The sequence below is a fragment of the Deltaproteobacteria bacterium genome, assembly GCA_017302835.1.
In the GTDB taxonomy this organism is placed as follows: Bacteria; Bdellovibrionota; Bdellovibrionia; order Bdellovibrionales; family Bdellovibrionaceae; genus UBA2316.
The window spans coordinates 267,293-293,564 of record JAFLCC010000001.1; the positions used below are offsets into that span (position 1 = coordinate 267,293).

Below are 26,272 nucleotides of genomic sequence, written 5' to 3' on the forward strand. Positions count from 1 at the left end.
CGGTATTCCTTCCCGAACTTGCGTTAAGCAGTTAGGAAAAGAACATTTATTACTGTATCCCCGATTTTGATTTTATCACCACTAATCAATATTGAGGATTCAAAAACATCGTCGTTTAGAAAAACCTTGTCTAAAGAGCAGTTTAAAATTTTCGCTCCTTCGGTCGTTGGAATTAGCTTAAAAGCTTGCTCAGGACAGGCTTCATCATGAATGGCTAGATCTAAAGAATAGAGACCAGCGCTTCGAGGCCCATAACCAACAAGATAAGTTTCCTCAAACTGTAAACCTTGCATAAAATGGAGTTCAATTTTGGGAACAAATGGGATTAATTGCTCAGATTTATGAAAAATAGGTTTGTGGGAATTCAGATAATTAGAAAAACGCTCCTCCCAAATTTTAGTAGGTAGCAGACGCTCAAGCTCCTTGTCTGTGACCTCAAATACTTTAAATGGAGTGTCTCCAACAATAAACTCTGTGTCATTTTGGAGCGTAATTCTGGAGACAACAATTCCATTTAAAATGAGTCCATTTCGTGAGTTTTGATCCACGATAATGGGTGGTTGATTCGGAACCATTTCAATTTTAGCATGAAGGGAAGAGACATTTGGATCTTTAATCGCAATATCCGCTTTTCTTCTTCCAAGGGTCGCGCCATTAACTACCCGAAAGCGCTCACCTTTTTGAATTCCTTCTGTAATTTCGATAAGAAAGGCCATTTGAATATTTGATCACCGAAGGTCTCATCACGCAATTAACTTTATCTTGAGGTTAGACCAAAGACATGGTATTTGAAACAATCCTTGCTCATGTTATGCGCAAAAAATTGGTAATAATGAATTAAATTACCAGCCATGAATGTGAGCTTTAACCGGAAGGAAGCAAATGAAATTAGACCTTAAGAGGCCAAAATTAATCAACAATTATGAAGTTGTTGTACTTTTTCACCCTGATACTTCTCTTGAAGAGCAAAAAGAAGTTTTTAGAAAAAATAAAGAAACTCTAAAAAATTATACGGGTGAGTTTTACTCTATGGAAACATGGGGAAAAAGAAATTTAGCATACCCAATTAATAAATTAAAAAAAGCTTATTTTGTTCATGCTTTATTTCAATCGGAGCCAAGCGCTGTGGCCGAGCTTGAAAGAACCATGCGTATTAATGATAAGGTTTTAAGATTTATGCACACGAGATTAGATTCTAGAAAAAATTTGGCTAAACATCTTGAAGCCTTTAAGAGTCAATTAAAGATCTCTGCAGAAAAGGAAAGAGAAAAAGAAGCCAAGATTCAAGCTAGAAAAGCGGCAAGAGCGGCAGCAGCTTCATCAGGAGATTAATGTCCAGAAACAGTAGAACACCAAAGAAACTGAGTCTCCTGTTGCTGTTTTCACTGTTATCTTCTTTGGTGACAATGTTTTTTGGGGGTCCATTTTTAAGAGTTTTGAGAAAAAGTTATGGCCCTTTAATATATTGGTTTTTTTTTAGTTTGATTTTAGTTTTAACCCTAATAGCAAAAACATATTTGTTATTATTTATATTAGGTTCTTTGTGGTTAGCGGTTGGAATGAGTGTTGAATTAGAAAAATTAAAAATATCTTTTTCTTGGAACATTTTACTTAGTTCTTTACTTGGTTCCGTCATTTCTATTTTAGGATACGGATATGTTTTGAATGAACAGGGAGTTAATAATTTAGAAAGATTTAAGGATTATTTTAAAGAGACTATCGATAAAATGATTAATTCTAAATCTGGCGCTGAAATAGATATGGAAGCTTTGATTTTTCAGATTCCTTCCGTGGTGATTTTATTATTTTTGGTGAGTTTGGTTGTTAGTTTTTTGTTTGAAAGAAGAGTTTATTTTTGGATGAAACTTCCAAAACAAGTTTCAAGTTATAAATTAAACTTCTTAGAATATAAAACCAAAGAAGCTACGATTTGGACGGCTTTGGTAGCGCTTTTAATAAGTGTTATAGATTTAAAGAATTTTAATTTTGAAATGGGCACTCGAGGTTTTGAATATTTTAAAATAATTCAATCCCTGAGTTCAAATTTAATTAATATTTTTGTTGTTGTTTTTTTCTTTCAAGGTTTTGCGGTTTTGGAAGTTTTTTTAAAAAAGATAAGAGCAAGTATTTTTTTTAGGGCGTTTACGTATTTTATTTTTATTGGGCAACTATTTTTAGTTCTTTCATTTATAGGTTTTATCGATTTTTGGATCGATTTTAGATTTAGATTGGAAAAAACAGGTTGGCTGAAAAATGAGAGTATATAATTTATTAGAAGAGAGGATGATATGAAAGTCATTTTACAGAAAGACATTAAAGATCTTGGAAAAGCCGGAGATCTTTTGAGTGTATCAACAGGGTATTTTAGGAATTTTTTGTTTCCCAGAAGCTTAGCTTTAGAGGCGACTGAGTCTAAAGTGAAAGAGTGGGACCATTTAAAGAAGGTTTCTGAAGCCAAAAAGAAGAAAGCGTTAGAAGAAAAGAAAACCATGATTGCGAAATTAAGTGGCTTATCTTTAACTTTTAAAGCCACAGCTGGAGAAACGGACAAGCTATTTGGGGCTATTACTCACTTGGAAATTTCAAAAGAATTAGAAAAACATGGATTTTCAGTAGATAAAAGAGACATCGTTCTTGACGAACAAATAAAAATACTTGGAAAACACAAGGCTCATGTTAAATTTGCCGAAGGTTTAGTTGCTGAGCTTTCTATTAATGTCGAGAGGGCATAATTCAAAAAATAATGAATTTATAAACTATTGTAAGTTCTAACAAAAAAGGCTAAAAACTAGCCTTTTTTGTTAATTTCTAATATCAAATCTTGTAAATAATTCGAGAGGATTTCTCTTAGGTCATCGAGTGATAATTCTTTAGGATCTAAATGATAGTTTTCAAGAATTTCTGAAAAATGATAATCAAAGTTTTTGCTTTCAATTCCAGAATGAAGACTCAGTTCTGAAATTAATTCTTGTCCTTTTAGATCCATTCAAGCCTCCATGCTATCATAAATATAGACTTTATAATTGGACCAAAGGGTTAGAAACTAAACAACAATAGAAAATAATTTATTCCTTAGTCTGGAGAATGGTCTAGGCCTGAGGGGCAAAGTTTTTAGGTCTATTGCTAAATTGATTTGGGGGCAACTGTGGTGGCGGAAGAGGATTAATGACCTCGGGATCTGCATCTCTAAATCGGTTAAACTTAGCATCGAAACGAAGCTTTACGGTGCCAGTGGGGCCGTTTCTTTGTTTACCAATAATGACTTCTGCATGTCCTTGTTTTTCTGGATCTTCTTTATCGTAATAATCATCTCTATATAACATCATGATGACATCGGCGTCTTGTTCAATAGAGCCTGACTCCCGCAAATCAGATAACATAGGTCTTCGATCGGAGCGGCCTTCAACACCTCGATTTAGCTGGGCTAGTGCCAATACGGGAATGGAGAGTTCTTTGGAAATAACTTTCAATGCTTTTGAAATTTCCGAAACAGCACGCTCTCTACTTTCCACTTTTTGTTTTAAGTCCATCAATTGAAGGTAATCGATCATGATACAATCAATACCGTGCTGTGCCTTTAAACGACGACAACGAGCACGAATTTCATAGGGAGAAATTCCCGAAGTATCATCAATAAAAAGTTTGGCCTCGCTCAGTTGGGAGGCCGCAGATATTAACTTAGGCCAGCTGGTGTCTTGGATACGTCCCGTTCGAACTTCAGACATCGAAACTTTAGATTCAGCAGCGAGGAGTCTCATCATCACGGCTTCTTTGCCCATCTCCAATGAAAAGTAGGCTACCGTTCTTTTTTGCCTTAAGGCCATGTGCGAGGCCAAGTTTAAACTGAAAGCTGTTTTTCCCATGGAGGGACGGGCCGCGATGATGGTGAGTTCGCCAGAGTGAAATCCAGCGGTCATTTTATCCAGATCTGCAAAACCACTTGAAATACCTGTAACATCTTCTTTGCGTTGATAAAGTGATTCAATTTTTTTAATACTCTCTTTAACAATATCCATGGAGTTGACTAAACCCTGGGTGGTTTTTTGTTCTCCAATTTTAAAAATATCAGACTCGGCTTTATCTAAAATAAAGTCTACGTCTTGTTTATCACTATTATAGGCGCTTTCAATAATTTGCGAACTGGTATGAATAAGTCTTCGTAAAGTTGATTTTTCCTTAATTATTTGAGCATAGGTAGCAATATGAGCCGCAGAAATAGTTTTTTCTAAAAGATTAGCAAGATAAACATAACCACCAATGGCATCGAATTCATTTCGAGACTGAAGGGCATCCGTAACAGTAACTAAATCGATAGGTCTTGCTTTGGCGTGCAAATCCACAATGGCTTGATAAATTTTTTGATTAGCTGGAGAATAAAAGTCATCAACAGAGATGACATCGCTCACTTGATCATAAGCTTCACGCTCAAGCATCAAGCCACCGATTATAGATTGTTCTGCCTCTAAATTTTGAGGCGGTAACCGTGTGCTCAATTCCCCTCCCGAGCCATAAATAAAAAAGTAACTTTAAAAAAGAAAAGCTACTGAGGAGTTGTTGTTGGGATTGCAGTTAAAAGAGAGTTTCTTTTAACTTTGATTTTATAATTATCAATTTTTTTCTTAAGAGTATTTCTATTAATACCAAGCATTTGTGCAGTCTTCACTTGATTTCCATTATAAGCCTTCAAAGCTAGCTCAAGGAGTGGTTTTTCAACCTGTTCAAGGACCACGTTATATAGACCATTTAGTTCAACTTGAGCTTCTTTTTGTTGTTGGAACAAAACTTCGAGTTTGCTTTTTACTAATTTTTCTAAACTAACAGATTGAAGGTTTGCAACGAAGAGATTGTCTGAACTATTCAAATTGGGCGTCATGGAGCTCCTAAAAAATCGAATTGTTAATTGTTAATGTTTTTTGTAGGTGATATACATACAGGAGGAAATCATGGAGGTCAAACTCCTCTTTTGTTTGGATCCCAAATAATTTTATGTAATTGGAGTTGAAGTCTTGCGGAAGAATTTTCATTTAAAATTTTCTCTGCCAACCATCGTTCTGAAACATTTCCATAAGAAGGACTGTATAACACAGTGTATTTTTCAAACAAATCATGTTGACGGCAAAAATTTTCTGACCAGTTAAAATCATTTTCAGAACAAATAACAAATTTTAATTCAGTCAAGGTATTTGCAAAATTTAAATTTTCTAACAAAAAACTATTTTTAGCACCACTGTCTGGGGTTTTAACATCTAAAATAATTTTAACCCTAGGATCAACTTGGTCAATAACTTTTGATCCACTTGTTTCTAAAGACACCTTATAATTTAAGTCACATAATAAACTCATCAAAATAAGGACTGATTTTTGTAATAAAGGTTCTCCGCCAGTGATGCAGACATAGTTAGTAGAATACTTTTTTATTTCTGATAGAATTTCTGAACTATCTTTAAAACGACCCTCATAATAAGAATACTGAGTGTCGCAATAGGTGCATCGAAGATGGCAGCCCGTGGTTCTAACAAAAACAGTGGGAAGGCCTGAATAAGTTGTCTCGCCTTGAATGCTATAAAAAATTTCATTTATTTTTATCATTAATTTACTTCGTTACGGTCTATAGGTCTGGACTTAAATCATCCAAAAGTCAAGCTAGCCCAATGGGAGCTACCCTTAGTGAGGAAAAAAAAGTAAATTTTATAGATGACTGCATTTTTTAAAAAATTTAGGCAAGACGTAAAGACGATATTATATTTTGGTTTGGGTGTGTTTTTTGCCTTAGCCATCTATAGTTATAACCCCAAAGATCCCTCACTTAATTCCATTGGTAACAAACTAATACCAGAAAATTATTGTGGATGGATAGGCTCCTTTTTATCAGATTTTGTTTACCAGGCCTTTGGGGTTTCTTCCTGGCTTATCGTGGCGGCTTTTCTCAAATTAAGTTGGAATAGTTTTCGTGGCGGCGAGACCCACAATAGGAACACCAATTTAATTTGGTTAAGTTTTTTAGTAATAAATTTTTCGGCCCTAATCTCTTTTTATTATCCAGATACAAAAATATTTAGCGGAAAAATTTATTTATCTGGAATTGTGGGGCTTTCGATTGCACACGCTTTAGTAAAAGTTTTAAATTTTGCAGGAGTGCAAATATTTTTATGGTGTAGCGCTGTTATTTTATTTATTTTTTATTCAGAAAAAAGCTTGAATCAAATTGCCTATTCACTAAGAAAAACAGCAGAAGGTTTAAAGGATTTTTTTTCAAAACAATCTGAGAAATTAAAAACTAAAAAAGAAATGGAAATAGAAAAAAAAGCAGAAACGGATTTAAACTTTAGACAAAGTTTTAAATCTGACAAATTTGACAAGCCTGACAAATCTGACAAACAAGATGAAAAGCCCATAGAAGAAAAAGCTAAATCTATAAATGAGATAGAGATTGAAGACTACTTACCAAGAAGGAAAGTTATTCTCAAAGTAAAAACTCCGAAGAGGGTCGAAAATTGGGAAATGCCAAAACTTTCCTTATTAGATGACCCGCCCTTAACGAGAGTTAAAATTGAAGAGAAGGAAATAAGAAGAAAGGCAGATATTTTAACAGATAAGCTAAGACACTTTTCTGTAGAAGGAATGATTGTTGATGCCAAGCCGGGACCCCTAGTAACCATGTTTGAATTTAAACCAAATGCGGATGTGAAACTTAGCAAGATCACAGAATTACAAGACGATCTAGCCTTGGCGCTTTCGAGTGAGTCCCTTCGCGTGATCGCGCCTATTCCCGGAAGAGACGTTGTTGGTATTGAGACCTCTAATTCCAAAAGAGAAACGGTATACTATAAGGATTTATTAGAAGAAGAAGCTTTTTGGTCAGACGAGTTTAAACTACCTATTGCTCTTGGAAGACAAGTAAATGGAGAGCCAAAAATAGTGGATCTTAGAAAAATGCCACATTTGTTGGTGGCAGGAACGACAGGTTCTGGAAAATCAGTACTGATAACTTCTATTATTGCGGGACTGATATTTAAACATTCTCCCAAAACTTTAAGACTAATTCTTGTAGATCCTAAGCAAGTGGATTTGGCCGCATATGCTAATATTCCACATTTATTAATGCCTCCTGTAACCGACCCAAAGAAAGCCGTTACGGCGCTGAAATGGGCCATCAGAGAAATGGAAAAACGATATAAATCCATGAGTAAGTTTGGAGCGCGAGGCCTTGAGGGTTTTAATGAAACAGTATCAAAATTGAGTGCTGAAGAGATTTTAGAACATGAAAAAATTAATAAAGAATATGAATCCCAGGGGGTGATGAAGCTTGAGCAATATTATTATGCCCCCCTACCCTATGTCGTTATTGTGGTTGAAGAGTTTGGTGATTTGATGGCAGTAGATAAGCAAAATGTGGAGCATGGTGTGGTACGGTTGGCGCAAATGGCCCGTGCTTCTGGAATGCATTTAATTTTAGCGATGCAATCTCCCAGAAAAGAAGTTGTCACAGGATTAATAAAAACAAATATTCCAGGCAGAGTCGGACTCAAAGTGGCATCAAAAATGGATTCTCGAATCATCTTAGATGAAGGAGGGGCTGAACGGTTATTACCAAATGGAGACATGTTATTTTTAGCCCCCGGAATATCCAAACCGATGCGCCACCATGGACCTTATTTATCTGAGAAAGAAATAAATGGATTAGCAGAACATTGGTCCATACAAGGGGCCCCTGAGTACGATGCGATGGCATTAAAAGCTTTGGAAACAAACCTCGAAGGAAGCGAAGGGGACTCTTTGGCGACCACTGGGGATGAAGATATAGATGAAATGTATGATCAAATTTTATCTTGGACTGCAGAGCAAAAAGAGGTTAGCGCTTCTTTGTTACAGCGGCGGTTTAGACTGGGATATCCAAGGGCGGCAAGAATAATTGAAATTTTTGAAAAAGAAGGCGTTGTGGGACCATCAAATGGAAGCAAACCCAGATCTGTTTTGGTAAACAGCTTGAACCATTAACAATATTCTGACACACTTTCTGAATGTTTAAGAAAACAAAATCAACTCCTTTTATCATTTATATCGTTTGCTTTTTTGGAGTCCTTCTTTCGGAGGGGAAAGAGAAACTCATTGCGGGTCTTAAAGAAAAAAACAAAGAATACAGGTCAGAAATTAAAGAAGCAGAAGAGCTCATTATAAAAAAAAACAGATTGGGTGCGGTCAAGTTATTATTAAAGACCCTTGAAAAAGAAAAATTGAACAAAGTTGCTACCTTAGAAATAAAGAAAATTCTGAAAGAAATCAATGGCCTTTTTTTAAACGAAAAAGTGCAACAAAACTATGAGTTAGCATTAAACCTAAAAAATTCAGACATCAATCAATCAAATCAAAAATTGGAAGAGGCCCTTAGTTGGGAGCCCGATAATTTTAATATCATTTCTGAACTCGCTCGTCAAAAAATTAAAGCAAAAGATTGTAAAAACATAATAGGAGTGTTGGAAAATGCTGCTGCCATAAATCCTTGGGATGAGGCTATTAACTTAACCCTGGGGCAGGGATACTTTTGCAATAATGAAATGGCCAAATTGGCTCAAATTATATTAAGGAATAAAGATTCTAAAAGAAAAAAATTTAGCTCCGAATGGTTACAATTAGAATTTTTAAATAAACTGAAAAACAAAGAAATTAATAAATGTAAAGAATTATTGAAAGAATTCAAAGATAAAGATCCTAACAATCTACAAATTGAGGTTTTAGAAACTTTGCTTTTTAAAAACAATCCTGCTTCTTTAGCCTGCAAGTCAATGAGTCCTAATTTGTTATGGAAGTATCAATTCGATCCTTATTTTTGTGAGCTGGAAAAATTAGTAGAACTTATTGAAAAGTAAATTGATCTTTATCGTAAAAAAGAATAGACAAAGACATGACTAAAAACAGATATTGTTTTGTTTTATTATTGATGTGGCAGCTATTTCTTAGCGCGTGTGGGGTCAAAGGCAAGCCACTGCCACCACTTCAAGAACCATTTATTTCAAGTGGGAATAGGCAAGAGGATTTGCAAAAGCGAGAAAAAAATCAAAAAAAACAACAACTATTGCCAAACGAAAAAAATGCTAATGGACGTTAATATATTTTTTAAATATTCTGGAGCAGGAAATACTTTTTTGTTAGCAAAAGCAAAACCGTCAACAGAATTTTCTGCAACTCAAGAATTTGTAAAAAGAATTTGCAATCCAACGGAGGGCTTTGCGGCCGACGGGGTGTTATTTCTAGAAAAAAAAGAAGATCGTATCGTTTGGACTTTTTATAATGCCGATGGATCTAGTGCAGAAATGTGTGGGAATGCCGCAAGGTGTGCCTATGCTTTTTCGCGTGATCATTTTTTTGGTGATGCAGAAGAAAACAAGCCGAAAATTATTTACTTTCAAACACTTGCAGGAATTATAAAAGCAGAAAAAATAAACGATAAAATTTGCATTGAAATGCCTGAAGTTAAAAATGAATTAGGTGAAATTGAGTTTGTAAAATTTCAAAATCAATTCATGAAATATATCAAAGATCATTACCCTACTGAGATACTTGAAATGCAAACTATTTTTGACAAGAGCTTGGTGCAGGAATCTTTTTTATCTTTAAACACAGGTGTTCCTCATTTTTTAATTCAGGTAAAAGAATATTCTGAATATTTAGAGTTAAGAAAATTTTGTTCAAGAGTCAGAAGTCTTCCTCTTTTTCCAAGAGGTACAAATGTTACCTTGCTAAAAATTCAAGATATTAAATCAGAGGCTGTGGCGGTAACGTTCGAGCGAGGAGTCGAAGACTTTACCGCTGCTTGTGGAACCGGGGCTGTCGCTGTGGGTATTTTTTTGGAACAAAAATATCATCAAAAAATTTCGACAATAAAAATGCCTGGCGGTAGGCTTGTCGTAGAAACCAATCAGGCGACAACGAAAAAGCCTTTTTTAATAGGCGAAGCCCACTTTGTAGGGAAAATTGTTTTATAAAAATCTGTATAAAGAAGTAAGGAGATGGTCATAAAATGGAAAAATTCAAAGGTATTTTTACAGCTTTAATAACACCATTCAAAAATGGTAAGATTGATTTTTCGTCTCTAGAAAAACTGGTAAAGTTTCAAATAAACAAGGGAGTTAATGGTTTTGTAATTAATGGAACAACGGCAGAGTCTCCGAATTTGTCCAGTGAAGAAGTGAATGAAATTTTTAAAAAGGTAAAAGGTTGGGCTGGTTCTTTGCCCTTAATTGTTGGCACGGGTACGAATTCAACAAGTCAAACTATAGAAAACACTAAAAAGGCTCAGCTCATGGGTGCCGACGCGGCCCTTGTTGTTGTGCCTTATTACAACAAGCCTCCTCAAAGAGGACTAGAATTGCATTTTAGGGCTGTTGCTAAATCAACCAATTTACCAGTGATCCTATACAACGTGCCCGGCCGAACGATTACTTCTTTAGACCCAGAAACAGTAAAAAAGATTTCTCTTGAACCCAATGTGATAGGGATTAAAGAAGCATCTGGAAAAATGGATGTCGCAGAAAAAATCTTGGATTTAATGAGTCAATCATTTCTTATGCTTTCAGGTGATGACGCTAGTTACGTAGATTTTCTTGGCGTTGGAGGGCATGGCGTGATTTCAGTTGCAAGTCACATTATACCCAATCAATTTGTGGATTGGACAACTCTTGTTAAAAATAATCAATTAGAACAAGCTAGAAAAGAAATAAAAAAATATGAAAGACTTATTAACTTACTTTTTGTTGAGGCAAATCCTATTCCAGTAAAAAAGGCTCTGGAATTTATGGGAATAATTGAAAGCGCTGAATGCCGTTTGCCATTGGTAGAACTCAAGGAAGTCTATTCAGAAGCATTAAAAGAAGAAATGAAAAATGTGGGTTTATTATGAAGTCATTAAATATCGGAGTTATTGGTGCCTCTGGTAAAATAGGGAAAGAATTAATTTCTATAATTGAAGAGAAGCAACATATCCCTTTCTTTGGTATTTATGCAAAAAACAAACCTACGGGATACTTGAATAAGGCTTTAGATATTACTTCTGAAAACAATTATTCTTTAGCAGAAAAGGTTGATATTTGGATCGATTTTTCTTTGCCTGAAAGTTTTGAAAAATTTATTCCTCAGGTGGCTAGCTTTCATAAACCTATTATTTCGGGAACTACGGGTTTGACTCCAGCACAAAAAGAAATTCTTAAGGAGGCTGCAGGAAAGTGTCCCATTTTGTGGTCTTCAAATATGAGTATTGGTATTGCTGTATTAGCAGAAGCCCTAAACGTCTTTAAGAGAATTAAACATTTTGATTTTCAAATAGAAGAGCTTCATCATCGAAGAAAAAAGGACGCACCCAGTGGCACGGCAGTAACATTACAAAATAAATTGGTCGATGTTATTGAAAAAGAAGCTCCTCCTCCGGTTTCGATAAGAGGTGGTGGTATTTTTGGAATTCATAAGATATGGGCTATGTCAGAGCAAGAGGTTATCACATTTGAGCATCAAGCGCTTAATCGTCGAGTTTTTGCTGAGGGAGCTATGTTCGCAGGATTAAAACTGTTAGGGAAACCAAATGGCTTTTATGAGTTGAAAGATTTGTTGTGAACAGTTGCCTGATTCGCTTTCAGTTTAGTACCTTGGATTCAAAAGATAAAATCAAAGCATTTATTCAAGATTTTAAATCAAAATTTGATATCGAAAAAGTTTCTTCTGTTTTTAAAAGAAGAACGAATAAGCTCTCTGACCTCTATGATCTTCAAGAGTTTGTTGCCAAAGTAAGGACGACTATCCCTTCAATGGAATTAAAAGTAAAAATCAATATTCAAAAATTAAATAGCTATAACTCCTTTAAAATAGAATTATTGGCCTATGATGGAGAAACGAAAATAACTCCGCAATTAACTCTTCCACATCCAAATCTCTATTTGGACTCTTTGATTCTTCACTGTTCAGCAGAGATCTGGCCGGAATACATTCATCCTATTTATCGTAAAACTTTAAAAACATGTGATCTGGAGAGAAATATTGAGGGTTTAGATTTTTTATATCAGGGTAAGTTTTTTTTAGATTGATTCTGTCTTGACATTTTTAAGAGCTAAAGACTTAATTGTTTTAATGTTTAAAAATTTTATTATCTTCATTAATTTTTTTTTTCTAATAAGTTGTGTGACTCCTACGGGAGCTGTTATTAATGAATCAGATATAAGTTTAACTGAGACAAGAAAAGTTATTTTTAAAATGTTTGGAGAACCCAAGTCGATTTCTCAAAACGGAAGAGAATTAATTACAGAATTCATGGATAAAAAGGGAAGAATTCTTGAGTCTGCTAAAAAAGGTAAAGAAAGACGTTACGCCCATATCACCATCCTAGGCGAAAGGCGACCCTATAAAATTGTTGTTAATGCGGTTGTTGAGACTCTTGTCGAGGGAAATGAGTATGAATTGGCAGGAGATGATGAGGTTCTTTCAGAATCCCTAGCTAAGGACCTGAAGAAGGAACTCCTCAAAAGTCTCGATAATCGCAATATGTTTGACGATTTTAAACCTTTCTAAGATTCTGATAACAGATGAGTATTTTAAATATTGCTCTTATCATGGGCGTTTTTTTAACGACTTGGCTTTTTCCATCAACGATGGATCGACGAAAATTTATTTCTCTCACCCAACAGGTAACAATCAAAACTAATAAAAACAGTCCTCCGCGAATTGCATTCGACGCAATTCAAACAGAGACTCATAAAGATGAGGAGAAGAAAAATTTAAATTCGAATATTATTTATCTTTCAACACAAAACAACCAGGCCCCAGAAGAAGATCCTAGGCCACTTTTAAGGAAGATGGTTTTGTCACCGATAAATGTTATCAAGGAAAAACAAGTTATTTTTCAAGCTCCTACTGAAGAAGAGGAAACCGTTGGATATAAAACGGAGCCTGCTGGTTCTGATAATTCATGGATGCAAGAATTAAGACCCTATTTAAGAAAAAAACTTTCTGAATCTTCAAACATACAAGGGACAAATAAACCTTTGCATGAAAGTCTAGAGGATGAGGCTCTCTATTCGGAAACGGCAGTCAATTTATTGGACAAAAAAAGAATTACAAAGAGCCGATCAAAAAGTCGTGATGAAAGAATTTATCAAAATGTGAGTGATCAAAGTCAAGCAAGTGTAGATAAAGATTCAGTTGATTCTGAAAAAAACGTTGTTGTGGGATTGCTTGAAATAAAAGATGGACTGGCAATTACAAACGATCACCACATTGAGATACGAAGATATGAAGAGGGAGCCTTTCAAGAAAAGGGTAGTTTTGATTTAATTCAGGGAACCTATCAGCTCGAGGTTGCAAAACCCAGAGGCTATATTCTGGCCAGATTACTGAATGAAAATGGAAAAATTCTAGGTGAAGGGGTTGGTAGAGTATCGGATGTCAAATGGAATAAATTTCATACTCATGCGGGACCGAAAATATACATTACTAAAAAGGTGGATATAAAGGGAAGAACCGTGAGTGCCTACAATCTTGAAAAGGTAGAGGCCCTAAGCACGCCAGGAAAGGCCGGTGTTTTTAAGGGTTACGTTTCTCAGTCCTTAGATAAGACAGGTCGAGTGGCTTTAGATAATATTGTCGCTGGTTCATCGACTAATTTGGTTTCTCGGGTAAAAGGCCATTTAACAACTCAACAAATTATTATTGCCGGAGCCGAATTTGAAAATATTGTTTACCCTCAGAAAATGATTGAATCATTAAAAGCAATGGTATCAGAGCAACGACAACAAAATTTGAATGATCCAAATTTATCAGTCATCATGGGTCAAGTTCTTTTCGATAAAAAGTCCATGTCGGGAGTGAGGGTACATTTAGAAAACTACAATGAGCTAGAACCAATTTATTTCAATACATTGATGTTGCCGGATTCAAATTTAAAAACAACTTCTGAAAACGGATACTTTGCTTTCATTGGAGCGCCCGATGAATTACATCATCTGGTGGCCTTCAGAGGTGAAAACTATTTTGGACATGTTAACACGAAGGTGAATGCAGGAATTCTTTCTTATGCAAAGATTGAAAGTACTGTTAAAACGGAAGAAGTTGAAATTAAAGTTTACGATGCTTTTAGAGGTCAGGCTCAGAGTGCTGAACTTACCCTGCAAAGTTTAAGTGAGAAAGTGCAAGTGGATCAGGGCGCTCAATCTGTTTTTTTACCAGCAGTTGAAAGGTGGAGCTTGTTGCATGCCAAACCAAGTCTTGATTATCAACCCGCTTACTATACTTATGTTGATAAAACAGATTACATCAATGTCCCGCTGATTTCTAAGGCTTGGTTATGGCAGATAGTTTCTCAACTAAATATCAAAGTAGATCTTAAAAGTGGAATGGTTTTAGGTTTTGTTCATGATGAGAACTTTTCAGTAGAGATTCCCAATTATGAAAGCATGAATAAAAACGTAATTTATTTTGATTATGCGGGGAGAATCTTAAAACAACCCAGTGGGACAATGGGCGGAGGCTTTATTATTTTTAACCTTCCAGAAGATTCTTTAGAAATTTTAGTACTTGGGGCGAAATCTCAGAAAATATATTCAAGAATGACGCCATTGAAGGCTCAGGATTTATATGTTTTTAACTTCAAATTGGATAATTAGTTTTAACCCAGTTTTTAAAAAATTCACCGCGCTCCTCAAAATTTTTAAACTCATCATAGCTTGTACCCCCTGGGCTTAAAAGAACGACATCTCCCTTATGTATTAAAGAGTTTAAGTTTTTTAAAAGCTCTGATAAAGAAGGATAACAAGGGCCATCAACTAACAGCTGAGCTTTTATATTAGAACCACTTTCACCAAAAAAGAGAGGAAAAATTTTCTTATTCATGAGTTTTGGCCTAAGTTCAGGCCATGGCAATTTTTTATCCTTGCCGCCCAGAAGCACAACAACTCTTTGATAATTTTTTTTAAACAAACAAGACTCAATGGCGGTTTCTACACTATCGATAGTTGTGGCTTTGCTGTCGTTGATAAATAAAAGCCCCTCGCAGCTACCAAGAACTTCTAATCGGTGCGATAAGCCAGAAAATTTTTTAATCTCTTCAATGCAAGATTTTGGGATTTCAGCAGCGAGAACTAAGTTTATGGCCAAAGCTAAATTATCCTGATTGTGTTTTCCAAGAATAACCGCCTCTTCCGGAGAAAATAATTTAATATGATGATCATGGGGGTCAGACCAAATCACATTGGACAAATTTTTGGTGGAAGCAAATGATTTTAAATCTCCCCCATGAGTGTTTAAAATCATTTTATTTTTTGTAAGAGATTGTATATGCCATTTCGTCTCATAATAGTGAAATAAATGATGATAACGTTCCAAATGATTCGGAGTTAAATAAGTTATAATGGAATAATCTAATTTGAGTTTCTCAGAGTTTTCAAGTTGATAGCTAGAAAGCTCAAGGACAATCCAGTTGGCCTTATTTTGAGGGTTTTGGATTAATGACAAGGCATACTCACAAAAAGGCGTTCCCAGATTTCCACCAACAAAGGCATTTCTATCAATAGACTTAAGTCCAGCTCCAATAAGAGAAGTGGTTGTGCTTTTCCCCAAAGATCCCGTGATTCCAATAATTTTTTCATCAGTTAAAAATGAACACGCCAAGTTAATTTCACTAGTGACGAAAGCACCTTGATCACGCCAGATTTTTATCAATGGATCGCTCAATGGAAAACCAGGGGAAACGATGATCGTTTTTGGAAGTATCCTATTAAGCACCTGATCACGGTTTGTAAAGTCAGCTTCGGTAGACTTCTCATCAAAAGTAAATATGTCGTTAGGACCAAAGCCTGAGGCTAGCAAAAGGTGTTTGGCACTTAGGCCACTAAGACCTAGGCCGATGATACCTATCGGAGGTAGTAATTGAGTTTTTAAATTTATTAACATAGATTTGTATTATGTCGGATCTGGATTTCAGTAAAGCAAAATATACAGCAATTATAAGTGATTTACATTTGTGCGAGGCCGAACCGATTCACTTAAAATATCCGCTCTGGAAAAAATATAAAACAAAGGAATTTTTCTTTGATGATGAGTTTGCTTTATTTCTAAAGAAAATCCAAGCTCAGGCGAACTATGAGCCGGTAGAGCTTGTTCTTAATGGCGACATTTTTGATTTTGATTCCATTACTAGCTTCCCCGAAGATGCCATTTACAAAGTGTCCTGGTTAGAAAAGATTAGAGGCTTAAAACCACGGGAAGAAAGATCCCTTTATAAAATTACAAAAATTATTGAAGATCACCCTCAGTTTTTTCAAGCCTTAAAAGAGTTTTTAGAAAGCGACAATAAAGTTATTTTTATTTTTGGAAACCATGATATCGAACTTCATTTTGAAAAGGTACAGGCAGAAATTTTAAAATCACTAAATCTAAAGGATATGAAAGCTCAAAATGTACGGTTTAATGAATGGTTTTATATTTCAAATCAAGACACCTTGATTGAACATGGAAATCAATATGATCCTTATTGTGTTTTTGATGATCCTATAAACCCGTTAGTTCGTGGGTATAATTACTTGTATATGAAGTTGCCATTTGGAAATATCGCGAGTCGATATATTATGAATGGAATGGGTTTCTTTAATCCCCATTCAGACGGTAATTACATTATGAATTTTTCTGATTATGTTAAGATGTTTACGAAATACATGTTGAGGGCTCAACCGTTTCTTATCTTAACCTGGTTTATGGGCGCTGTCTGGACTTTGTTCTATACGATTAAGGATCAATTTGCTGAACCTATAAAAAATCCTCTTTCGACAGAAGAGAGAGTCAATTTCATTGCGCATAAAGCGAATGCCTCGCCCAGACAAGTTCGTGAGCTCAAAGAATTGTTTGTTGAAAATGCAAACAAAGATCCGATGCTCATCATGAAAGAATTGTGGCTGGACCGAGCTTTTATTATTCTTATTTCTTTTTTGATCATCTACTGGTTTTTTTCAAGCCTAAAAGATGTTTTTGGAATTTCTTTGTTTTGGGGTTTTATTCCGCTTTTTCTAATGATTCCTTTCTTTTTGTTCTATACAAAATCAATCGTCTCTTTAGTTTCTGGTTACAAAGAACCGGATGATAAAATTTTGGCAATTGCAGGATATATTGCGGGGGTTTCCAGAATTGTCTTTGGTCATACACATATTAGTCGCCATGAAATGATTGGCTCTATCGAACATCTAAATTCGGGAACCTGGTCGCCAAGCTATTTAGACATAGAATGCACCCGACCAACGGGGCAAAAATACTTCGTCTGGCTTGGGCCTAAAAGTGATGGAGAAGGTCGTTGCGCAAAACTTTCGACCTATGTTTCGCATCGCATTGTTGAATAAGATTCCTTTGTCTGGACTTGGTTCGGTATGTCAACATCTATAAGTTAATATATTCAACATGGAGGCCAGGATGTCAGAAGATTTAGTATTAGTAGTAACTAGCAAAGTAAAAAAATTAATTAAAGAAAAAGGCGAAATGAACACATCGGCAGCAACGGTAGAGGTTTTAAGCAAAGCGGTTGAAAGACTTTGCTTAAAAGGAATTGAAAGTGCGAAGGCAGATGGAAGAAAAACGGTAATGGATAGAGACATTATCATTGATCACATATAACTGAGAATATAGTCCGTAACGGACTATAAATCTTTTGGTAGTTATTTTAAAATGCTATTTGGAATAACTACCAATGCAGAGTCACGAAAAGACTCACCTGTATTTGCAAGGCTTCCAATAAACATATCAATACTTAAGGTTGTCGTATCAAAACTCTTTGAAACTTGTGATATATGCATTTTGCCGATAGCCTCGTCATCAATAAGAGACCTTGATAAAGTCACTTTTTTAGAAGAATTAGAACCAGGTATCCAATTAATAAGGTTAAAGCCGCTTTTTTCAACAGAAAATTGAGATATGGAAAATTTTGAACATATCCACATAGAGTACACAAGTGTATGTTGGCTTTGTGGATCATAAGTTGTTAGAAAATACCCAACTTGATTTTCTCCCTTAAACAAGGTGTGGAGTTTAGAGTTTTTGGTTTTTTGGACGGCATCGAAGGCATCATTGCTAACATATTGATCCATGGAACAGGATCTAAAAGTATTTGGCAAATTTGCAAATGAATTAGAAGTGAACAGTAAGAAAACGAAAGTGGTAAGTGACAAAATTTTAAAAGATTTATATTTTTCTAGAGACCTATAGTTCATAAAAAACTCCCTATTAACTGTTTCTATGGTTTGTGCCGGGATTACGCATTTGCGCAATCCCATAGTTAGTTAAGCCGTTAAGTATTGTTTTACGTATCTTTGTTTAAGTAGTTAAGTGTTGTTTGTTGCGGGTAGTTTACAACAAAACTGTGGAACTTGAAATGTCGAAGATTTAGACAGTAAAAAAGTAATAGTTTTTAAAAATTAATCGAAATTAAGAAATCATTTTTACAAGTTCATCCCAAGAAATAATATGGACGCCAAGGTTCTTGGCCTTTTCAAGTTTGGATCCCGGATCGTTGCCAACAACTAAATAATTTAATTTAGACGAAACAGAGCTCAAAAGCTTGCCGCCATTTACTTCGATGAGTTCTTTGGCCTGATCCCTAGGTATTTCAAGGGTTCCAGTAATTAAAAAACTCTTGTTTTGCAGAGGTCCGTCGTTGGTGCGTTTGATTTTTTCAAATGTAATTCCGACTTGAATTAAATTTGAAACCTCTTCAATATTAGCTGGAGATTGCAGCCAATTCAAAATAGCCATTGCGACCTTTGGGCCAATTTCTGGAATTTGCAAAAGGTTAGTTTCCTCTGTTCCAAGAAAATTTTCAATTGTTAAAAAATGATTTGCCAAGTGTTTGGCGGTGGTTTCTCCAACAAAACGAATGCCTAAACCGAAAAGCAATCGAGCCAAGGTAGTTTTTTTACTTTTATTCAGACTTTCAAGAATATTTTGAGCTGATTTCTCGCCTTGTCTTTCTAAGGTGAGAAGATCTTCCTTAGTTAGTCTGTAAAAATCAGAAAACTTACGAACAAACCCTTTATCAACCAAAATATCGATCCATTTATCACCGAGCTTTTCAATATTGAGTGCTTTTCTTGAAGCAAAATGTTTTAGAGATTCTTTCAGTATGGCTGAGCAGTTCATATTAACACAACGGAAGACAACCTCCTCTTCGGCAGCTAGTAGAGGCTCGCCACAGGAAGGACAGTGGGTTGGCATTTTGAAGGGACTTGAATTCGAATTTCTTTTTGACAAAACCACATCCACAACTTCCGGGATAACATCCCCTGCCCGCTGAACGACAACGGTATCACCAATGCGAATATCCTTACGGTCAATTTCTTCTTGATTGTGGAGAGTGGCGTTGGTAACGGTAACCCCGCCGACTGATACGGGACTCATAATGGCGACGGGAGTGATAGCCCCAGTTCTTCCAACCTGACAAATAATATCTGTAATGATTGTTTGGGCTTGCTGTGGAGGGAACTTAGCAGCCGTAGCCCACCGAGGGCTTTTAGAGATCATTCCGAGCTCGGCTTGGAGTTTAAAAGACGAGACTTTAATAACGATGCCATCCACATCAAAAGGCAAACGATGTCGTTTGCTTTCAAACTCATGATAAAAGTTAACAACTTCTTGAGCGTTTTCACAAACACGAGTTAATGAGGGAAATGTAGGGATGCCAAGCTGGGAAAACTTCTCATAAAGTTCAAGCTGAGTCTCGAAACCGATGCCAACAAAATCTCCAAGAGTATAGGCATAAAATTTCAATGGTCTTGATGCTGTGATTTTTGAATCTAACTGACGAATGGTGCCAGCAGCAGCATTTCTAGGGTTAGCAAAAGCAGGCAAACCTTCTTCTTGTTGAGAGTTATTAAGCTCAAAAAAATCTTCTTTATGGATTAAAACCTCACCGCGAACCTCAAGCAATTCAGGAGGTGCCGTCGTTTTCAGTTTGAGAGGAATGGATTTAATGGTTTTTACATTTTGCGTGACGAGTTCCCCTGTAAGGCCATCACCCCGAGTCAGGGCTTTGGTGAGAAGGCCGTTTTCATATACCAATTCCATGGATAATCCGTCAAATTTGGGTTCACAAAAATAGTGAATATTTTCTTTCGTGTTTAAAAACTTTTTGATTCTCTCATCAAAGGAAAAGATATCATCTTGGTTATAACTATTGGAAAGGCTCAGCATGGGGGCGCGATGATTTGATTTTTCAAAATGAGAAAGAGTTTTTCCACCAACTCGATGGCTGGGGGAATCTGGCCGGATCCAATCAGGGTGAAGTTCCTCGGTATGTTTTAACGCAAGAAATAACTGATCGTATTCAAAATCCGTAATAACAGGAGCGTCCTTAGAGTGGTATAGATCATCATGATATTGAATCAATGAAACAAGTTGAAGGTAATTTTCAAGAGTGAGAGGTTGATGGATAGGCTGGTATGAAGGCTTAAAATGAGAATCATTCATGGTAACAATACACAATAAAAGTTAAAACTTTGCAACTTAGATATTGGCCTATTTCAAATGATCAGGTACAAATAAAAAGAATGAAAAATATAGTAGGGAAAGCATTTACAGCTCTAGTTATCTTTTGCGCACTGGTCATTGCCCTGCTTGCGATCGTTTTTAAAATAAAATATTTTGTACCAGAACTAAAAGCTCCAGAAATAAAAAACCCTGAGCTTTATATTAAAAATTCTGAAGGAAAAATTAATACAATAAAACAAGATTGTGAAAAAAAAATTATTTGGGCAAATAAAAATAAAGATAAAACTAAATTTAGTTTGGTCTATATTCCTGGTTTTTCAGCAACAAGAAAAGAAATTTTCCCCGTAATGGAAACTCTGGCAAAAGATTTAGGGCTTAATCTTTTTTTATCAAGATTCCCATATCATGGCGAAAACAATCCTGAAGCCTATAAAAATCTGACGGCTCAAGACTTATTTGATACCGCAGTGGAGGCGTATGAAATCGGTAAAGAATTAGGAGATGAGGTTATTATGATTGGAACCTCTACAGGAGCCGTCATGATCTCTCAACTTTCGGTATGGCAAAAAGAAATTAAAGCGATGGTATTAATTTCTCCAGCCTTTAATATTATGCCATGGGCAACAGAAACCTTAGCTTCTCCATTAGGTAATATAATTAATAAACTGGCCAATGATGAGTACAGAACCTGGGAGCCAAAGAATCCTGATATTAAAAAATATTGGGACACAAAGTATCACAGAGATGCTATCCCAGAACTAATGAGGGCGATCTATTATGTGGATTCTCATAATTTTGTTCAAATAAAAAATCCAACGTTGATGATCTACACAAAAGAGGACAAAATTATTTCACTTAAAGAAGTAGAGAAGAAATTTGCAGAAATTGGATCTCCACGAAAAAAATTAATTTTAATGCCTTCTCCATCCCATGTTTTGGCTGGAGAGTTTACTTCCCCTCAAACAACACAGCTTGTAATAGGGGAAATTAAAGAATGGCTAGAATATCAGGGTGTAAAATGATTGATGCGAAGACAATTAAATACATAGCAAAATTAAGTCGAATTGAGATGGATGATTCTCATGTTGAAAAGTATTCCAAGGATCTTTCGAATATTTTAGATTATTTTGCTCAAATATCAAAAATAGATACACTAGGTGTTGAGCCAATGACAACCCCAGTGGAGTATGAAATCAGATGGCGTGAAGATCATGTTGTTAAAGAGTACTCGCCAGAAGAGATGTTAAAAAATGCTCCCGAAAAATCAGGGAATTTATTCAAAGTTCCCCCGGTGGTGTGAGGAATATATGGAAGCAGTAACTAAATCCCTCAAACAACAAGTCGAAGCCATTAAAAGAAAAGAACTTTCTTGCGAAGAATTGGTAAATAGTTATTTAAAAAGAATTCAAAAAATAAATCCGTTGTTGAATGCTTTCATTACGTTGAACGAAAAAGTATTAGAAGAGGCCAAGGAATTAGACCAACAAATTGCTAAGTCCTATAGTGCAAAAACAAGTAATGATTTAACTGCGAATAAACTTTTAGGAATTCCATTTGGGATAAAAGACATGTTTTGTACCAAAGGAATAAAAACAACCGCAGCTTCAAAAATGCTAGAAGAATTTATTCCGCCCTATGAGTCTACAGTGACAAAAAGAATTAAAGAGCATGGGGGCTTGGTGTTAGGTAAACTTAATTTAGATGAGTATGCCATGGGAAGCTCAAACGAGACTTCGTATTTTGGTGTTTGTAAAAACCCTTGGGATTTATCTCGTGTTCCTGGGGGCTCTAGCGGTGGATCTGCCGCAGCTCAGGCTGCCATGTTGGCTGCAGCTACGATGGGAACAGATACTGGTGGCTCCATTCGCCAACCTGCAAATTTTTGCAATGTGGTAGGAGTCAAACCAACCTATGGCAGGATCAGTCGATATGGAATTGTGGCCTATGCTTCTAGTTTGGATCAGGCTGGACCTATAGTACGTACGGTTGAAGATGCCGCTTTGATTTTAGAAGTAATTTGTGGCCAGGATAGCAACGATTCAACAACTTCTTCTCGTAAGGTAGAGAATTTTTCAGAAAATTTAGCTCAAGATTTAAAGGGAATTAAAATAGGGATCATCAAAGAATTTATTGAAGATAAAATTGACAAAGACGTTCAGCGCATTTTTCAGGAAGCCATTGAAAACGCAAAAAAAATAGGTGCAGAGATTGTTGAGGTCTCAATTCCCATGATTGAACATTCTATTCCTATATATTATTTAATTGCCGCTAGCGAAGCGTCTTCAAATTTAGCCCGGTACGATGGAGTTAAATATGGACACAGAGCTAATTTCAAAAACTTATCAGCAGTTGATTTGGAGCAATTCTATTCACAAACAAGAGCTGAGGGATTTGGTTCTGAGGTACAAAGACGGATCATGTTGGGAACTTATTGTTTGTCATCCGGCTACTTTGATGCCTATTACAATAAAGCTTGCCAAGTGAGACGGTTGCTAAAAAATGAATTTACTGAGCAATTTAAAAAGTGCGATGTCCTTCTTTCTCCGGTGACAACATCTCCGGCATTTAAAATTGGTGAAAGAATTGAAGATCCTTTAACAATGTATTTAAATGATATTTTCACCGTGTCCACTAATTTAGCCGGACTTCCAGGGATGAGTCTCCCCTATGGTTTTTCTAAGGAAAATTTACCCATCGGAATTCAGTTAATGGCAGCGCCCTTTGCAGAACAAAAAATGTTGAGCATTGCCCATGCCCTTGAGCTAACAACAACAGCTTCAAAAAAGAAGCTCATTTTATAAGTGGAGTTATATGGAAGCGCCGATATATCGTGGTTTTTACGCAACGATTGGTATTGAAATTCATGTTCAGTTAAACACGGAAAGTAAAATATTTTGTGGGGATTCTACGGGGTTTAATTCAGGAGACAATGAAAATGTTTCTCCCGTCAGTGCGGGCATGCCAGGAACCCTTCCTGTTTTAAATAAAAAGGTAGTTGAGTTTTCAATCAAAACCGGTTTGGCACTTAACTGTGAGATCAGAAGAAAGTCCATCTTTGCTCGAAAAAATTATTTTTATCCGGATCTTCCAAAGGGTTATCAAATTTCACAGTATGAAGAGCCTATTTGTGAACATGGTCACGTGACGATCAAGCTAGAGGATAAATATAAAAAAATTTCAATCACGAGAGCCCATATGGAAGAAGATGCGGGAAAGTCGATTCATAGTGGAGAGTGGACCCTGCTTAATTACAACAGAGCGGGTGTTCCGTTACTAGAAATAGTTTCTGGACCAGAAATGAGTTCTGCCAAAGAGGCTGTTGAGTACGCAAAAACGATACGTCAAATTGTTCGTTATCTTGATGTTTGTGATGGCAACTTGGAAGAAGGCTCCTTGCGTTGTGATTGCAATGTGAGCGTGAGAAAAGTAGGAGAAGATAAATTAGGTACCAAGGTCGAACTTAAAAACATTAACTCTTTTAGATTTGTTGAAAAAGCGATTGATTATGAAATTGAAAGACAAATTGATTTAATTGAAAGGGGCGACAAAATTATTCAAGAGACGAGACTCTATGATCCGGATAAAAATCGAACTTTTGCCATGAGAACTAAAGAAAATGCTCAAGACTATAGATATTTCCCTGATCCTGATTTGCTTCCTGTTATATTAACCGAAGAGATGATTTCAGAAATTAAAAAAACCTTGCCCGAGTTGCCCCAAGCTAAAGTTCAAAGATGGCAAAACGAACATCATTTGCCCGAATACGATGCCACCGTGCTTACTGCGGAAAAAGAAATTGCAGAGTACTATGAACAAACGGCAAAAATCTGTGGAAATTACAAAGCGGCCTCGAATTGGATCATGACAGAAATTATGGGAGAAATTCACTCAAAGCCAAGCAGTCTTCAGAATTTTCCAGTCACCCCTGCCCGATTGGGAAAGCTTATTTTAATGATAGACAGTCAGGCGATCTCTGGAAAAATTGCGAAGCAAGTTTTTTTCGAAATGCTCACGTCTCGCTTGGATCCTGAGGCCATAGTTAAAGAAAAAGGATGGCAACAAATTTCAGATGTTAATTCCGTTGAAAAAATTATCGACGAAGTCTTGGCAGCCAATGTAAAATCAGTTGAGGAATATAAAAAAGGAAAAATAAAACTATTTGGATTTTTTGTTGGAACAGTTATGAAAATTTCCAAAGGTCAGGCAAATCCAGATTTAGTGAATGAACTATTAAAGAAAAAATTGGATTAACATGAGAATAGCGGCGTTAGACTTAGGGTCAAACTCCTTTCTTTGTTTGCTTTGCGAAGCAAACCAGAACGGAGTGATTGAAATTCATAAAGATTTAATCGAAATAGTTCGCATAGGTCAGGATTTGAATAAGACAAAACGCATTAGTAAGGAGGCCTTGGAAAGAGCGAGGCAGTGCTTGACCCAATTTAAATCTGAAATTGAAATTTATAAACCAGAAAAAATAATTGCCTATGCCACTTCTGCAGCGAGAGACGCAGAAAACAAAGAAGATTTTTTTGCAATTGGAAAATCATTAGGCATTTCCATTGAAGTCATCTCTGGAGAAAAAGAAGCTGCAACCACCTACAAAGGTGTTTTTTGGGGAAATCCAAGTCTTTCTAACAATGACGACGGACATGAAAAACAGAGCGCCATGGAAGATCCAACAAATCTTTTAATTGATATAGGAGGTGGCTCCACAGAAATTATTTGCGGAAAAGGATGTGTGTTCACAGAGTCGATGAGTCTAAACATAGGTGCCGTTCGAATGACTGAAAAATGGATCACACACTACCCTATTTCCGATGGCGAAAAAAAGCAGCTTAAGGAAGACATCGTTTTAAATTTATCAAATAAATTAGACAAGATAAAAGCTCTTAAACCAAGGTTTGTTTATGCTGTTGCGGGAACCCCAACCACATTAGCTGCCGCCCATATGGGAGGAGCTTTCTTAAAAGAAAAAATTGAAGGGTTCAGTTTTACGATAAAAGAACTAGAAGACTGGGAATATAAATTAAGTTCAGCAAGCCTTGTCGAAATAATCAACATATTAAAAATACCCAAGGGGCGTGCTGACATTATTTACTCTGGAGTTGTTATTTTGAAAACAATTCTAGAAACAGTGGGAGCTGCGCAGGTATTAGTTTCCACAAAAGGGGTTAGGTATGGCATTGTCGCAAACGCCTTTCCTTAGAGCTGCTGTTTATTTTTCCATCCATTTTTTGTTTTCTTTTTTCTTGTTCACCACAAGTTATGCAAAAGATAAAGATAAGAATTTGGATGAGGTAAAGATCCTCTTTAATAAAGGAACCTTAAAAATAAACAAAAAAGAATTAAAAATTGAAATTGCTGAAACTCCTTCTCAGCATGCCTATGGATTGATGAATAGATCTTCTTTGCCAGAAAACCAGGGAATGCTTTTTGTTTTTGAAGAAGAAGATTTCAGATCGTTTTGGATGAAGAATACTTTTATTGATTTGTCTATTGCTTACATTGATAAGAATAGAAAAATTATTGAAATTCTAGATATGAAAGCGGTTTCCAGCTCTTTGGATGTGAACTTACCATCCTATCCAAGTAGCGGGAAGGCGAAGTACGCCCTAGAAGTTAGTCAAGGTTGGTTTAAAAAAAATAATATCAAAGTCGGTAATTTCATTTCTGAGTATAAAATTTTGAAGTAAAAAGACATAGTCTTTGGTATGAGAAATCAGGTTTAAGTCTAGAGTTTTAATAGTTTTGCAAGTCTGGGGCTATAAAATAA

General features: G+C 35.9%; 27 protein-coding genes. 19 read left to right on the forward strand and 8 right to left on the reverse strand.

The window, feature by feature from the left end; translation table 11 throughout:
- Positions 1-23: 23 nt before the first annotated feature.
- A complete protein-coding gene (locus tag J0M15_01275; GenBank protein MBN8535658.1) occupies positions 24-716 on the reverse strand; it encodes an FHA domain-containing protein in 693 nt (230 codons plus the stop codon).
- A 166-nt stretch (positions 717-882) separates the two neighbouring features.
- Between J0M15_01275 and rpsF the strand changes: the two genes are divergently transcribed.
- The 3 genes from rpsF to J0M15_01290 are packed head-to-tail and all read left to right on the forward strand — an operon-like array spanning position 883 to position 2,732.
- The gene (rpsF, locus tag J0M15_01280; protein ID MBN8535659.1) at positions 883-1,332 is read left to right on the forward strand and encodes a 30S ribosomal protein S6; all 450 of its coding nucleotides are present in this window, start codon (positions 883-885) and stop codon (positions 1,330-1,332) included.
- Positions 1,332-2,267: a DUF2232 domain-containing protein gene (locus J0M15_01285; protein MBN8535660.1), complete on the forward strand. Its 936-nt coding sequence runs from the start codon at positions 1,332-1,334 to the stop codon at positions 2,265-2,267. The genes rpsF and J0M15_01285 overlap by 1 nt, the downstream gene beginning before the upstream one ends.
- 21 nt (positions 2,268-2,288) lie before the next feature.
- A complete protein-coding gene (locus J0M15_01290) occupies positions 2,289-2,732 on the forward strand; it encodes a 50S ribosomal protein L9 (GenBank protein MBN8535661.1) in 444 nt (147 codons plus the stop codon).
- A gap of 56 nt (positions 2,733-2,788) precedes the next feature.
- Here J0M15_01290 and J0M15_01295 read toward each other — a convergent pair whose 3' ends face one another.
- From J0M15_01295 to J0M15_01310, 4 genes are all read right to left on the reverse strand, one after another.
- Positions 2,789-2,986 carry a hypothetical protein gene (locus J0M15_01295; GenBank protein MBN8535662.1) on the reverse strand — a complete coding sequence of 66 codons (198 nt, stop codon included), beginning with the start codon at positions 2,984-2,986 and terminating at the stop codon, positions 2,789-2,791.
- Between the two features lie 103 nt (positions 2,987-3,089).
- Positions 3,090-4,493 (reverse strand): replicative DNA helicase, encoded by a 1,404-nt coding sequence (gene dnaB, locus J0M15_01300; protein ID MBN8535663.1) that lies wholly within the window; start codon positions 4,491-4,493, stop codon positions 3,090-3,092.
- 47 nt (positions 4,494-4,540) lie between these two features.
- Complete coding sequence (locus J0M15_01305; protein ID MBN8535664.1) at positions 4,541-4,873, reverse strand: site-specific DNA inversion stimulation factor; 333 nt, start codon at positions 4,871-4,873, stop codon at positions 4,541-4,543.
- A gap of 77 nt (positions 4,874-4,950) precedes the next feature.
- On the reverse strand, positions 4,951-5,589 hold the full coding sequence (locus J0M15_01310) for a radical SAM protein (GenBank protein ID MBN8535665.1): 639 nt from the start codon (positions 5,587-5,589) through the stop codon (positions 4,951-4,953).
- 105 nt (positions 5,590-5,694) lie between these two features.
- Between J0M15_01310 and J0M15_01315 the strand changes: the two genes are divergently transcribed.
- From J0M15_01315 to J0M15_01350, 8 genes are all read left to right on the forward strand, one after another.
- Complete coding sequence (locus J0M15_01315; GenBank protein ID MBN8535666.1) at positions 5,695-7,998, forward strand: DNA translocase FtsK 4TM domain-containing protein; 2,304 nt, start codon at positions 5,695-5,697, stop codon at positions 7,996-7,998.
- A gap of 23 nt (positions 7,999-8,021) precedes the next feature.
- Positions 8,022-8,867 (forward strand): hypothetical protein, encoded by an 846-nt coding sequence (locus J0M15_01320; protein MBN8535667.1) that lies wholly within the window; start codon positions 8,022-8,024, stop codon positions 8,865-8,867.
- Positions 8,868-9,095: 228 nt separating this feature from the next.
- On the forward strand, positions 9,096-9,983 hold the full coding sequence (gene dapF / locus J0M15_01325) for a diaminopimelate epimerase (GenBank protein MBN8535668.1): 888 nt from the start codon (positions 9,096-9,098) through the stop codon (positions 9,981-9,983).
- Positions 9,984-10,018: 35 nt separating this feature from the next.
- Positions 10,019-10,897 (forward strand): 4-hydroxy-tetrahydrodipicolinate synthase, encoded by an 879-nt coding sequence (locus J0M15_01330; protein ID MBN8535669.1) that lies wholly within the window; start codon positions 10,019-10,021, stop codon positions 10,895-10,897.
- Positions 10,894-11,604 (forward strand): 4-hydroxy-tetrahydrodipicolinate reductase, encoded by a 711-nt coding sequence (locus J0M15_01335; protein ID MBN8535670.1) that lies wholly within the window; start codon positions 10,894-10,896, stop codon positions 11,602-11,604. Before J0M15_01330 ends, J0M15_01335 begins: the two co-directional genes overlap by 4 nt.
- A complete protein-coding gene (locus tag J0M15_01340; protein ID MBN8535671.1) occupies positions 11,601-12,071 on the forward strand; it encodes a hypothetical protein in 471 nt (156 codons plus the stop codon). Before J0M15_01335 ends, J0M15_01340 begins: the two co-directional genes overlap by 4 nt.
- Before the next feature lie 43 nt (positions 12,072-12,114).
- Entirely contained in the window at positions 12,115-12,552 is a 438-nt protein-coding gene (locus J0M15_01345; protein MBN8535672.1) for a hypothetical protein, read from the forward strand.
- A gap of 14 nt (positions 12,553-12,566) precedes the next feature.
- A complete protein-coding gene (locus tag J0M15_01350) occupies positions 12,567-14,642 on the forward strand; it encodes a hypothetical protein (GenBank protein ID MBN8535673.1) in 2,076 nt (691 codons plus the stop codon).
- Here J0M15_01350 and murD read toward each other — a convergent pair.
- Positions 14,626-15,927, reverse strand: coding sequence for a UDP-N-acetylmuramoyl-L-alanine--D-glutamate ligase (gene murD / locus J0M15_01355; protein MBN8535674.1), 1,302 nt, complete (start codon positions 15,925-15,927; stop codon positions 14,626-14,628). The two genes, J0M15_01350 and murD, sit on opposite strands and share 17 nt — an antisense overlap.
- A gap of 11 nt (positions 15,928-15,938) precedes the next feature.
- On the opposite strand from murD, the gene J0M15_01360 reads away from it, so the two are divergent.
- Complete coding sequence (locus J0M15_01360; protein ID MBN8535675.1) at positions 15,939-17,363, forward strand: metallophosphoesterase; 1,425 nt, start codon at positions 15,939-15,941, stop codon at positions 17,361-17,363.
- Between the two features lie 70 nt (positions 17,364-17,433).
- The gene (locus tag J0M15_01365) at positions 17,434-17,634 is read left to right on the forward strand and encodes an NFYB/HAP3 family transcription factor subunit (GenBank protein MBN8535676.1); all 201 of its coding nucleotides are present in this window, start codon (positions 17,434-17,436) and stop codon (positions 17,632-17,634) included.
- 41 nt (positions 17,635-17,675) lie between these two features.
- Here the strand turns inward: J0M15_01365 and J0M15_01370 are convergent, their stop codons facing one another.
- Both J0M15_01370 and ligA read right to left on the reverse strand, forming a co-directional pair.
- Positions 17,676-18,227 (reverse strand): hypothetical protein, encoded by a 552-nt coding sequence (locus J0M15_01370; GenBank protein ID MBN8535677.1) that lies wholly within the window; start codon positions 18,225-18,227, stop codon positions 17,676-17,678.
- A 214-nt stretch (positions 18,228-18,441) separates the two neighbouring features.
- A complete protein-coding gene (gene ligA / locus J0M15_01375; protein ID MBN8535678.1) occupies positions 18,442-20,478 on the reverse strand; it encodes an NAD-dependent DNA ligase LigA in 2,037 nt (678 codons plus the stop codon).
- A gap of 80 nt (positions 20,479-20,558) precedes the next feature.
- Between ligA and J0M15_01380 the strand changes: the two genes are divergently transcribed.
- From J0M15_01380 to J0M15_01405, 6 genes are read left to right on the forward strand one after another with little or no spacing between them, the layout of a single operon-like run.
- Positions 20,559-21,521 (forward strand): alpha/beta hydrolase, encoded by a 963-nt coding sequence (locus J0M15_01380; protein MBN8535679.1) that lies wholly within the window; start codon positions 20,559-20,561, stop codon positions 21,519-21,521.
- Positions 21,518-21,799, forward strand: a complete 282-nt coding sequence (gatC, locus tag J0M15_01385; GenBank protein ID MBN8535680.1) for an Asp-tRNA(Asn)/Glu-tRNA(Gln) amidotransferase subunit GatC — start codon at positions 21,518-21,520, stop codon at positions 21,797-21,799. The genes J0M15_01380 and gatC overlap by 4 nt, the downstream gene beginning before the upstream one ends.
- 7 nt (positions 21,800-21,806) lie before the next feature.
- The gene (gene gatA, locus J0M15_01390) at positions 21,807-23,300 is read left to right on the forward strand and encodes an Asp-tRNA(Asn)/Glu-tRNA(Gln) amidotransferase subunit GatA (GenBank protein MBN8535681.1); all 1,494 of its coding nucleotides are present in this window, start codon (positions 21,807-21,809) and stop codon (positions 23,298-23,300) included.
- Positions 23,301-23,310: 10 nt separating this feature from the next.
- Entirely contained in the window at positions 23,311-24,750 is a 1,440-nt protein-coding gene (gatB, locus tag J0M15_01395; protein MBN8535682.1) for an Asp-tRNA(Asn)/Glu-tRNA(Gln) amidotransferase subunit GatB, read from the forward strand.
- A gap of 1 nt (position 24,751) precedes the next feature.
- Positions 24,752-25,705 carry a Ppx/GppA family phosphatase gene (locus J0M15_01400; GenBank protein MBN8535683.1) on the forward strand — a complete coding sequence of 318 codons (954 nt, stop codon included), beginning with the start codon at positions 24,752-24,754 and terminating at the stop codon, positions 25,703-25,705.
- Entirely contained in the window at positions 25,677-26,192 is a 516-nt protein-coding gene (locus J0M15_01405; protein ID MBN8535684.1) for a DUF192 domain-containing protein, read from the forward strand. The genes J0M15_01400 and J0M15_01405 overlap by 29 nt, the downstream gene beginning before the upstream one ends.
- Positions 26,193-26,272: the final 80 nt, after the last annotated feature.

What these genes read in the sequence shown, in the direction of transcription:
- J0M15_01275 (MBN8535658.1), bottom strand. Translation starts at nt 716, where the DNA reads ATGGCCTTTCTTATCGAAATTACAGAAGGAATTCAAAAAGGTGAGCGC.
- rpsF (MBN8535659.1), top strand. Translation starts at nt 883, where the DNA reads ATGAAATTAGACCTTAAGAGGCCAAAATTAATCAACAATTATGAAGTT.
- J0M15_01285 (MBN8535660.1), top strand. Translation starts at nt 1,332, where the DNA reads ATGTCCAGAAACAGTAGAACACCAAAGAAACTGAGTCTCCTGTTGCTG.
- J0M15_01290 (MBN8535661.1), top strand. Translation starts at nt 2,289, where the DNA reads ATGAAAGTCATTTTACAGAAAGACATTAAAGATCTTGGAAAAGCCGGA.
- J0M15_01295 (MBN8535662.1), bottom strand. Translation starts at nt 2,986, where the DNA reads ATGGATCTAAAAGGACAAGAATTAATTTCAGAACTGAGTCTTCATTCT.
- J0M15_01305 (MBN8535664.1), bottom strand. Translation starts at nt 4,873, where the DNA reads ATGACGCCCAATTTGAATAGTTCAGACAATCTCTTCGTTGCAAACCTT.
- J0M15_01310 (MBN8535665.1), bottom strand. Translation starts at nt 5,589, where the DNA reads ATGATAAAAATAAATGAAATTTTTTATAGCATTCAAGGCGAGACAACT.
- J0M15_01315 (MBN8535666.1), top strand. Translation starts at nt 5,695, where the DNA reads ATGACTGCATTTTTTAAAAAATTTAGGCAAGACGTAAAGACGATATTA.
- J0M15_01320 (MBN8535667.1), top strand. Translation starts at nt 8,022, where the DNA reads ATGTTTAAGAAAACAAAATCAACTCCTTTTATCATTTATATCGTTTGC.
- dapF (MBN8535668.1), top strand. Translation starts at nt 9,096, where the DNA reads ATGGACGTTAATATATTTTTTAAATATTCTGGAGCAGGAAATACTTTT.
- J0M15_01330 (MBN8535669.1), top strand. Translation starts at nt 10,019, where the DNA reads ATGGAAAAATTCAAAGGTATTTTTACAGCTTTAATAACACCATTCAAA.
- J0M15_01335 (MBN8535670.1), top strand. Translation starts at nt 10,894, where the DNA reads ATGAAGTCATTAAATATCGGAGTTATTGGTGCCTCTGGTAAAATAGGG.
- J0M15_01345 (MBN8535672.1), top strand. Translation starts at nt 12,115, where the DNA reads ATGTTTAAAAATTTTATTATCTTCATTAATTTTTTTTTTCTAATAAGT.
- J0M15_01350 (MBN8535673.1), top strand. Translation starts at nt 12,567, where the DNA reads ATGAGTATTTTAAATATTGCTCTTATCATGGGCGTTTTTTTAACGACT.
- murD (MBN8535674.1), bottom strand. Translation starts at nt 15,927, where the DNA reads ATGTTAATAAATTTAAAAACTCAATTACTACCTCCGATAGGTATCATC.
- J0M15_01360 (MBN8535675.1), top strand. Translation starts at nt 15,939, where the DNA reads ATGTCGGATCTGGATTTCAGTAAAGCAAAATATACAGCAATTATAAGT.
- J0M15_01365 (MBN8535676.1), top strand. Translation starts at nt 17,434, where the DNA reads ATGTCAGAAGATTTAGTATTAGTAGTAACTAGCAAAGTAAAAAAATTA.
- J0M15_01370 (MBN8535677.1), bottom strand. Translation starts at nt 18,227, where the DNA reads ATGAACTATAGGTCTCTAGAAAAATATAAATCTTTTAAAATTTTGTCA.
- ligA (MBN8535678.1), bottom strand. Translation starts at nt 20,478, where the DNA reads ATGAATGATTCTCATTTTAAGCCTTCATACCAGCCTATCCATCAACCT.
- J0M15_01380 (MBN8535679.1), top strand. Translation starts at nt 20,559, where the DNA reads ATGAAAAATATAGTAGGGAAAGCATTTACAGCTCTAGTTATCTTTTGC.
- gatC (MBN8535680.1), top strand. Translation starts at nt 21,518, where the DNA reads ATGATTGATGCGAAGACAATTAAATACATAGCAAAATTAAGTCGAATT.
- gatA (MBN8535681.1), top strand. Translation starts at nt 21,807, where the DNA reads ATGGAAGCAGTAACTAAATCCCTCAAACAACAAGTCGAAGCCATTAAA.
- gatB (MBN8535682.1), top strand. Translation starts at nt 23,311, where the DNA reads ATGGAAGCGCCGATATATCGTGGTTTTTACGCAACGATTGGTATTGAA.
- J0M15_01400 (MBN8535683.1), top strand. Translation starts at nt 24,752, where the DNA reads ATGAGAATAGCGGCGTTAGACTTAGGGTCAAACTCCTTTCTTTGTTTG.
- J0M15_01405 (MBN8535684.1), top strand. Translation starts at nt 25,677, where the DNA reads ATGGCATTGTCGCAAACGCCTTTCCTTAGAGCTGCTGTTTATTTTTCC.